The organism is Kitasatospora sp. NPDC059747, from assembly GCF_042732955.1.
GTDB lineage: Bacteria > Actinomycetota > Actinomycetes > Streptomycetales > Streptomycetaceae > Kitasatospora.
Window position 1 is genome coordinate 14,810 of the sequence record NZ_JBHWGV010000053.1, and the last position, 7,497, is coordinate 22,306.

A 7,497-nucleotide genomic window follows, 5' to 3' on the forward strand; every position below is an offset into this window, starting at 1 on the left:
CCGCCCCCGCGCGCGCGCTCCCACCTCCCCCCCGCCCGCTCCCCCCACCCCCCCGGCGGGGGGCCCCCCGGACCGGGCGGAGGTCAGGCCACGGGGTTGCCGGGGTCGTCCAGCCAGACGGACTGCGCACCGTCCACGGCGATGGTCACGCCGAACCGGCACAGGTCAGGTTTGCCCTCCTCCAGCCACCACAGGCGGGCTCTCGTGATTTCGTCCCACAGCCGGCGGGGGCCGGACTGGTGGGCGGCGTCCTCGGCGTCCCATGCGGCGTAGCGGACGGATGCCCACGATCCCGCACCGTCCGAGAGCTGCATGCGGTAGGTGCCGCCGGGGTCGGCGCCGTCCCAGACGTGTTCGTACCGGATGCCCGGCACCCGAAGGCCGATGGCGAATGCGGCGTTCACGTCCTCCAGGGCCAGCTCCGGGTCCATCGTGGAAGGCCCTTTGCGGCCCGGCACGTCCGTCGGCTCGATCACGGCGTGCGGGCGCTGTGCCCGCATCCACATGAAGGAGACGTTGCCGACGAACCGGCCGTGCGAGGCCCCGCCCCGCCGGCCGACCACCAGGCGCAGCAGCCCGGCATTGGCATACGGGGTGCCCCACGGGGTGACGATCACGCCACCGGGCCGGGTCTGTTCGATCCAGGTGGAGGGCACCCGGCGGACGGCTGCCGTCGAGTGGACGCGGTCGTAGGGGGCAGCGTAGGACCATCCCGCCAGCCCGTCGCCGACGACCCGCCTGGGCGCGAATCCGGCGGCGCCGAGTCTCAGCGCCGCCTCGGCGGCGATGGCCGGGTCGACTTCGACCGTGGTCACGCGGTCGTCGCCAAGCAAGCTGCACAGCAAGGCGCTTGTCCAGCCGGTTCCGGTGCCGACATCGAGCACCGTGTGGCCGTCCCGCACGTCCAGATGGCGGAGCATGGCCGCGACGAGGGACGGCATGGACGCCGACGACGTGGCGATGCCCGGCCCGTTCTCGTGTCCGTCGTCGACCTGAGTGACGACCACGCCGTCAGCATTCACCAGCGACCACCAGGCGTCCGGGGCGTCGGCCTTGATGATCCGCCGGCAGCCGGTCGGTGCGTCCTCGTCCGGGGTCCACACGGCGTCCGGCACGAAGGCAGAGCGCGGGGCGCGCTCGAACGCGCCCCGCCACTCCTCGCCCAGCGCGCCGGCCTCGGTCAGGTCGGCCAGCAACTGCGCGTACTTGTCCATCAGTTGGCGCTCACTTCTTCGGGGGAACGGGCTTGGTCCACTGGCCGTCCGACTCCTTCGGGGACTGCTGCTTGTCGCCGGACGAGCCGCCCTTGCCGTCTCCGTGCTTGCCCATGGCGGGGGTTCCTCTCGGTTGGTGGTGCCGGTCAGTTGGTGCGCGGGGCCACCGGGAACACCGGCCCGGGCGCGGGCGGTGCGGGCGGGGGCGGCGGGGCGGGCGGCGTGTTCATGCCGGTGCCTCCTCACGCTGTGGGGTATGGCAACACGCTAGGAAGGTAGGCAAGTTGGGATCCACGGGGTTGCACGACATTGCACGGATTCACCCAAGGGAGTTGATCGCCGAGGTGATCAGCGAGCGGGCATCCGGGCCGTAGACCGCCATGCCGGCCAGTTCGGCGAAGGTGTCGGCATAGGCCCCGACCTCGCTCGGCTGCGTGATCGTGAGGTAGCCCGAGACCAGTTCGACGTTCACCTGTGCCGCGTCGAAGATCCAGAACCCTTCGACCGGCATCCGCGGGCGATCCGGCCGATCGGGCACGATGCCCAAGCTCACGCTCGGCAGCGAGCCGACCATCAGCAGGTGGCCGAGCTGCCCTATCAACACGTCAGCCCCGCCGAGGCCGTTCCGCAGGACCGACTCCTCTATGAGGAAGGCGAACCGGCGGCTCCCCTCGTGCAGCACGGCCTGACGCTCCATGCGGGCCGTCACGGCCTCGGCCACGTCGTCCACCTCAACCCTGCGCCGCTGCACGGAACGCAACACGGACTCGGTGTAGCCGCGCGTCTGGATGAGTCCGGGTACAAGCCACGACGAGTAGCAGCGGAACCGTCGTGTCCGCTGGTACAGCGGCAACCGCGCTTCCTGCGCCTGCTTCAGGCCAGACCGCTCCATGCGCCGCCAGCTGACCCACATGCCTTCTACGGTCCGCAGCAAGGCGATCAGATCCTCGGTCTGATCCTCCGTCCCGCACGCCTGGCACCACGCCCGGATGTCGTCGGCGGACGGGGGTGTTCGGGCGTTCATGATCCGGGACGACTTCGACGGATGCCAGCCGCACAGGCGGGCGATGCCGAGTCCGGTCAGCCCGGCATCCCGGCAGAGCTCCGTGAGTCGACTCGCGAGAACCTGCCGGGCCTGCTGGGCACTTGAGGACGGTGAGACAGCCATGGTCGCCGGTCAGTGGAGCCGGTACTCCTCGTGCGGCGTGGCTCGCTCCCAGACCGTTTCGAACGCGGACTTCACCAACTCCACTACAGCCGGCTCGGTGCGCCACTCGCGGTCCACCACCTCACCGACACCGGAGAAGTAGGTGAACAGCACGGACGTTCCGTCGAACAGCCACAGGTCCGTGCCGGGCAGCGCGATGTCGGCCGCCTTCCGGCGTGGCAGCCAACGGACCTGTTCGCCGGCCCGGACATTCGGGAACGTCACGTCGTACTCGTAGCGGATGTAGTCGGTGACCGGCTCTGAGACGATCCGCGCGCGCCTCATCACGACACCGCGCGCCGTCGTCTCCGCCACCACGTCCAGGAACGGACGCCACCAGGACGACCGGTCGGCCGGGTCCAGGCGCTTGCCCCGCTGCCAGGCGATGAACTCGGGGTCGCTGGGCTGATAGGCGTCGCGCATCTCAAGGTGCACGGCAGAACTCTTGGCGCCGGCCAGACCCTCAAGTACCGGGTTCGTCATTGCTCCTACTCGGTGTCAGGCTTGGGAATGAACCGAAGCATGATCTTGGGAAGCCTGATGATCGTCTCGTGGTCGGGCACGGCAGTGGAGTGGCCAGGGATCGAACCGATCTCCTGGCAGGCCTTCACCTCCACGTCGGTGGCCTTGTAGGACTGGATCAGCAGGTCTCCGGTCTCCTCGTCCAGCCAGATCGTCGGGGAGTCGGTGTCCGGGGTGTTCGGAATGATGCCGAGGAACTTCAGGCCCATGGTCACTCCCGCTGTCGAGTGGTTGCACCAGTGTGCACGAGCCTGGCCCTCGTTGCCGATCGACGTCAAGTGGGCATCGGGGCACGACAAAAGACCACATCCGCCCCTGCCAGGGGCCGGAGAGGGCCATGAAGCCGGCTCAGCACGTCGGGTAGCCCCGCCGCCCCGGGCGCGGGGCGGCGGGGCCGAGCCGAGTGGAAAGTCGGTGAGGCCGACTTTTCGTGCAACGGCAGTTCTGTCAGAGAGAGGTGGCCAGCGCCACGTGGCGCCACCGGTCGAGTTCCCGCCGCACCAGATCCAGTTTCGCCTCGACGCGCTCGACCGCGTCCGCCCCCAACTGCAGGCGCAGTGGAGGATCGGCGGTCTCGGTGACGTCGACGATGGCCTTGGCGGCCTTCACCGGGTCGCCCGGCTGGCGGCCGTCGTTGTGGACGAGCGCCTCGCGCACCGGTCCCGCGCCCGTGGTGTAGTCGGCGATGACGGCCGGCTCGGTCCGGAGGCTGGAGGCGCTCAGGAAGTCCGTGCGGAACCCGCCCGGCTCGATGATCGTGACGCGGATCCCGAGGGGGGCCAGTTCGCCGTGCAGCGCTTCGGAGATGCCTTCGACGGCGAACTTCGACGCGCCGTACAGGCCCGTTGCCGGTGCGGTGGCGAAACCGGCCACGGAACCGATGTTCAGGACGTGTCCGGAGCGCTGGGCGCGCAAGGCCGGCAGGGTCGCCCGCAGCGTGTTGAGTACGCCGAACACGTTGACGTCGAACAGCGCACGGGCAGCCTCGTCCGAGACCTCCTCGACGGCGCCGACGAGGCCGTAGCCCGCGTTGTTGGTGACGACGTCGATCCGGCCGAACCTGGCCAGTCCGGCTTCCACGGCCGCCGCCAGCTGCCCGGGTTCGGTCACGTCCGCCGTCACGGCCAGCAGCCCGTCCGGCCTGTGCGGGAACGCCTTGAGCACGGCCGACTCGTCCCTCGCGGCAGCGATCACGCTGTGTCCCCGGTCGAGCGCCTCCCGGGTGATCTCCGCGCCCAGCCCCCGCGATGCCCCGGTGACGAACCAAACACTCATGCTCTCTCTCCTGTTCCGATGGGTCGACGGTTCGACGCTAGGTCCTAGAGTCGGGTCTAGATCAACAACCGTGTGACGGAGGGGCGCTCATGGACCTGAGCATCGGTGAGGTGGCCCAGCGCACTGGGCTGAGCGTGCATGCGTTGCGGTTCTACGAGCGGGAGGGCCTCTTCGCCAACCCCGTTCGGCGCCTGTCCAACGGCCGCCGGATCTATCACGAGGAAGACCTGGAATGGCTGGCGATCTGCACGAAGCTGCGGTCCTCCGGCATGCCCTTGGCCATGATCCGGCAGTACATCGAACTGGCCCGCCAGGGCACGGGCAACGAACACCAGCGGCTTGAGCTGCTGCGCCGGCATGAGAGCCAAGTGGAGGCGCAGATCAGGGAGTTGCAGGGGACTCTGGAGGTGATGCGGCACAAGGTCCGGATCTACGAAGACCATCTCGCCCGCGGCGAAGCCGACCGGCTCTGGAACCCGTCCCACCCAGACGCCGACCAGGGGAGCTGAACGGACCCCGCCGCCCCGGGCGCGGGGCGGCGGGACCGAGCCGCACGGGAAGTCGGTGAGGCCGACTTCCCGTGCTGTACAGGGGCGGTGCTGCGGGGGGATCTGTTCGGGTGGGGCGCAGTCCGGCGGGGCGGGGGGCTGGGCGGGGCGGCGCGCCCCACTTTGGTTGCGGGGCCGGCCCGCCCCTTGGGGGGGGGGGCGGGGCCGGGAGCGGTGGTTGTTAGCGGGCGTTGAACTCGTCGGCGCGGATGGCGGTGATGAAGGACTGCCAGGCGGCGGTGGGGAAGATGAGGGCGGGGCCGTCGGGGTCCTTGGAGTCGCGGACGGGCATGACGCCGGTGAAGCCGGGGGCCACCTCGATGCACTGGCCGCCGCCACCGCTGTAGGTCGACTTGGCCCAGCGGGCCGTGCTCAAGTTGATGCTGTCAAGCATTTGATCCCCTTCCGAGCAACACAGTGGGCCCCGCGGCCCCAGGCGTGGGGCGGCGGGGCGGGGAGCGGTGGTTGTTAGCGGGCGTCGAACTCGCCGGTGCGGATGGCGGTGATGAAGGACTGCCAGGCGGCGGGGGAGAAGATGAGGGCGGGGCCGCTCGGGTCCTTGGAGTCGCGGACGGGCAGTACACCAGGGATGTTGGGAGCTGCCTCTACGCAGTCGCCGCCTTGTTGGCTGTAGGTCGACTTCACCCACGAGGCGGCAGCCAAGTCGATATCAGCCATGAGAGTCCTTCCGGGCATCGCGTATCACTTCAAGAGTCGCCGAGTCGGGCAGCGCCCCTACTTGAAGGCGATCGTATCTCCTGCGCCAGTCGCGAAGCCTGTCGTCGTCCCGTTCGATGTGGCCTCGACCCTCGGATTCAGAGTAGCCAAGTAGGGTGCCGTCTGCGAGTGTCAGCAGCCGCATGGGCAGGGCGAATGGCCGGTGCTCTCCCATGCTGAACGGTGCCACCTGAAGTACCACGCGGCCTTGTTCGTATCGCTGTTCAAGTTGCTCCAGTTGCTCTCGCATGACCTCAGGGCCGCCGATGGCGCGCCGGAGGCAACTCTCGTCCAGCACGGCATGGATGAGTGGTGGATCGCGCCGCGCCAGAACTGCTTGCCGTGCCAGCAGGAAGCTGATGCGTTCCTCGGCCTGGTTGGCGGTGATGTCTCTCCGGCGAACATCTGCTCGCGCGAGTGCTCTTGCATAGGCTTCCGTCTGGAGTAGCCCCGGGATGACGCCGAGTTCGAAGATCCGGATCTCGCCGGCCCGCGCTTCATGGTCCGCGTACTCCGGGAAGCCCTCAAGCAAGGCCGAGTGCTTGGCCTGGAGCCACATGAGCAGCAAGGTTCCGCCGGTTTCGAGGACTCGGTCGGCGTCACGGGCGAACTTCTCGCTTGGCGGGGTTCGGCCGGGTGGGGCAAGTTCGGCGTAGGAGACGTAGGAGGGGTCGACTCCCACGAGTCTCGCCAACTGGGCTTGCGTGAGGCCCTTGGCCTTCCGTGACCTGCGCAATTGCACCCCGAAGGGTGCCCATGGGCCTGAGGTTGGATCAAGCTCCTTGAGATTCACCGGGTTTCACCTACTTGCCGATGCCTGGCTTCAAGTTTCAGATCGGCTTCCGATCGTAGAGGCCTCCGCGCCACCATGGGTACAGAACGTGAAATCACGACTGCGGAGGGTTCTCGAAATCATGGTGTCGTCCAGACTTCACGGGTACGGGGTGCGGTGGGACCCGGAGGGGCGCTGCTACCGGGTGCGGAACGAGGTCACGGGGGAGTGGCTGCGCAGCGGCTCGACCGGTGAACTCGCCTCTTTCCGTTCCTTCTGTGCCGCGTTCTCGGCGTGGCGGGTGTTCGAGGTGCACCGTAGGACCGGTGTGTGATGGCCTCGATGCTCGACCGGGCGACTGCCGAGCAGCGGCGTGAAGCCGCCCTCGTCGCCGACGACTTGGCGGCCGTCCTTGCCCTGGGTGGGGCCAAACTTCCCTCCCTCGAAGTGGACTGGGACTTCGGGCGCCGTACCGGCTGCTACCTGATCTCCCTCGGCGCCGCCCGCACCTCCGATGTCGTCCGGATCGTCGAACTGCTCCGCAAGGGGCTGCACTTCGAGCGCCTCGCCGCCGATGACGACTGAACTCACCGCCCGCCTCCTCTGGCTGCTCGGCTTCGCTGCCCTGATCAACTGGTGTTTCTGGAACAGGAAGTAGCACCCCCCATGCGCGACCCCCGCCTCCTCGCCAAGCCTCCCGTCTGCCGGCTCGGCTGCCTCGCCCTCGTCCGCAACCCCCGCGGCGATGTCCTGCTCGTCGACCCCGACTACATGGACGGGCTCATCCTCCCCGGCGGCGCCGCCCGCCCCAACGAGCCCCCGCACGAGGCCGCCGCCCGTCACCTCCTCGCCCAGACCGGCCTCTCCCGGCGCCTCACCCACGTCCTCGCCGTCGACTTCACCCCCGCCGACCGCTACCTGGAGCGCCTCAACCTCGTCTTCGACGGCGGCACCACCACCCAGGAGCTCACCGTCCCGCCCCAGCACCGCAGCGGACTGCTCGGCGCCCGCTTCGTCCCCGTCCAGCAGCTCGGCCAGGTGATGGCCCCCGCCCAGGCCGCCCGCCTCGCCGAAGCCCTCACCGGCCACGCCGTCCCCCTCCTCCTCCACGGCCAGCGCGCCGCCTGATCCCCGCCCGCGCAGGAGGCGGGGTCGGACACCCGGCGATAGGTAGTTGTTCGACATATAAAGAGCGATGGCTTATGTTCGTGACGTGGACGTGGGGGGGGGGGGCGGGGCGCC

The 7,497-nt window shown here is 69.2% G+C and carries 11 protein-coding genes; 3 read left to right on the forward strand and 8 right to left on the reverse strand.

All coding sequences use genetic code 11. The annotated features are described in order from the left end of the window. Positions 1 to 83 precede the first annotated feature (83 nt). The 5 genes from ACFV4G_RS23040 to ACFV4G_RS23060 form a co-directional block, all read right to left on the reverse strand. Positions 84 to 1,214, reverse strand: a complete 1,131-nt coding sequence (locus tag ACFV4G_RS23040) for a methyltransferase domain-containing protein (RefSeq protein WP_380443302.1) — start codon at positions 1,212 to 1,214, stop codon at positions 84 to 86. A gap of 319 nt (positions 1,215 to 1,533) precedes the next feature. Further along, positions 1,534 to 2,382, reverse strand: coding sequence for a helix-turn-helix domain-containing protein (locus tag ACFV4G_RS23045; protein ID WP_380443304.1), 849 nt, complete (start codon positions 2,380 to 2,382; stop codon positions 1,534 to 1,536). A 9-nt stretch (positions 2,383 to 2,391) separates the two neighbouring features. Then, positions 2,392 to 2,904 carry a DUF6879 family protein gene (locus ACFV4G_RS23050; protein WP_380443306.1) on the reverse strand — a complete coding sequence of 171 codons (513 nt, stop codon included), beginning with the start codon at positions 2,902 to 2,904 and terminating at the stop codon, positions 2,392 to 2,394. Between the two features lie 5 nt (positions 2,905 to 2,909). Continuing rightward, the gene (locus ACFV4G_RS23055; RefSeq protein ID WP_380443308.1) at positions 2,910 to 3,152 is read right to left on the reverse strand and encodes a hypothetical protein; all 243 of its coding nucleotides are present in this window, start codon (positions 3,150 to 3,152) and stop codon (positions 2,910 to 2,912) included. A gap of 238 nt (positions 3,153 to 3,390) precedes the next feature. After that, positions 3,391 to 4,218, reverse strand: a complete 828-nt coding sequence (locus ACFV4G_RS23060) for an oxidoreductase (protein WP_380443310.1) — start codon at positions 4,216 to 4,218, stop codon at positions 3,391 to 3,393. 89 nt (positions 4,219 to 4,307) lie between these two features. On the opposite strand from ACFV4G_RS23060, the gene ACFV4G_RS23065 reads away from it, so the two are divergent. After that, positions 4,308 to 4,727: a MerR family transcriptional regulator gene (locus ACFV4G_RS23065; RefSeq protein WP_380443312.1), complete on the forward strand. Its 420-nt coding sequence runs from the start codon at positions 4,308 to 4,310 to the stop codon at positions 4,725 to 4,727. Positions 4,728 to 4,947: 220 nt separating this feature from the next. On the opposite strand, the gene ACFV4G_RS23070 is transcribed toward ACFV4G_RS23065, so the two are convergent. From ACFV4G_RS23070 to ACFV4G_RS23080, 3 genes are all read right to left on the reverse strand, one after another. Continuing rightward, positions 4,948 to 5,160: a DUF397 domain-containing protein gene (locus tag ACFV4G_RS23070; protein WP_380443314.1), complete on the reverse strand. Its 213-nt coding sequence runs from the start codon at positions 5,158 to 5,160 to the stop codon at positions 4,948 to 4,950. Positions 5,161 to 5,234: 74 nt separating this feature from the next. Then, the gene (locus ACFV4G_RS23075) at positions 5,235 to 5,444 is read right to left on the reverse strand and encodes a DUF397 domain-containing protein (RefSeq protein WP_380443316.1); all 210 of its coding nucleotides are present in this window, start codon (positions 5,442 to 5,444) and stop codon (positions 5,235 to 5,237) included. Further along, entirely contained in the window at positions 5,437 to 6,276 is an 840-nt protein-coding gene (locus ACFV4G_RS23080; protein ID WP_380443318.1) for a Scr1 family TA system antitoxin-like transcriptional regulator, read from the reverse strand. Before ACFV4G_RS23080 ends, ACFV4G_RS23075 begins: the two co-directional genes overlap by 8 nt. 312 nt (positions 6,277 to 6,588) lie before the next feature. Here ACFV4G_RS23080 and ACFV4G_RS23085 point away from each other — a divergent pair, with 312 nt between their 5' ends. After that, the gene (locus ACFV4G_RS23085) at positions 6,589 to 6,840 is read left to right on the forward strand and encodes a hypothetical protein (RefSeq protein WP_380443320.1); all 252 of its coding nucleotides are present in this window, start codon (positions 6,589 to 6,591) and stop codon (positions 6,838 to 6,840) included. A gap of 81 nt (positions 6,841 to 6,921) precedes the next feature. Continuing rightward, positions 6,922 to 7,383 (forward strand): NUDIX domain-containing protein, encoded by a 462-nt coding sequence (locus tag ACFV4G_RS23090; protein WP_380443322.1) that lies wholly within the window; start codon positions 6,922 to 6,924, stop codon positions 7,381 to 7,383. Positions 7,384 to 7,497 lie beyond the last annotated feature (114 nt).

Bases quoted from the DNA above. Each gene is read 5' to 3' on its own strand.
- ACFV4G_RS23040 (WP_380443302.1), bottom strand. From the start codon at position 1,214: ATGGACAAGTACGCGCAGTTGCTGGCCGACCTGACCGAGGCCGGCGCG.
- ACFV4G_RS23045 (WP_380443304.1), bottom strand. From the start codon at position 2,382: ATGGCTGTCTCACCGTCCTCAAGTGCCCAGCAGGCCCGGCAGGTTCTC.
- ACFV4G_RS23050 (WP_380443306.1), bottom strand. From the start codon at position 2,904: ATGACGAACCCGGTACTTGAGGGTCTGGCCGGCGCCAAGAGTTCTGCC.
- ACFV4G_RS23055 (WP_380443308.1), bottom strand. From the start codon at position 3,152: ATGGGCCTGAAGTTCCTCGGCATCATTCCGAACACCCCGGACACCGAC.
- ACFV4G_RS23060 (WP_380443310.1), bottom strand. From the start codon at position 4,218: ATGAGTGTTTGGTTCGTCACCGGGGCATCGCGGGGGCTGGGCGCGGAG.
- ACFV4G_RS23065 (WP_380443312.1), top strand. From the start codon at position 4,308: ATGGACCTGAGCATCGGTGAGGTGGCCCAGCGCACTGGGCTGAGCGTG.
- ACFV4G_RS23070 (WP_380443314.1), bottom strand. From the start codon at position 5,160: ATGCTTGACAGCATCAACTTGAGCACGGCCCGCTGGGCCAAGTCGACC.
- ACFV4G_RS23075 (WP_380443316.1), bottom strand. From the start codon at position 5,444: ATGGCTGATATCGACTTGGCTGCCGCCTCGTGGGTGAAGTCGACCTAC.
- ACFV4G_RS23085 (WP_380443320.1), top strand. From the start codon at position 6,589: ATGGCCTCGATGCTCGACCGGGCGACTGCCGAGCAGCGGCGTGAAGCC.
- ACFV4G_RS23090 (WP_380443322.1), top strand. From the start codon at position 6,922: ATGCGCGACCCCCGCCTCCTCGCCAAGCCTCCCGTCTGCCGGCTCGGC.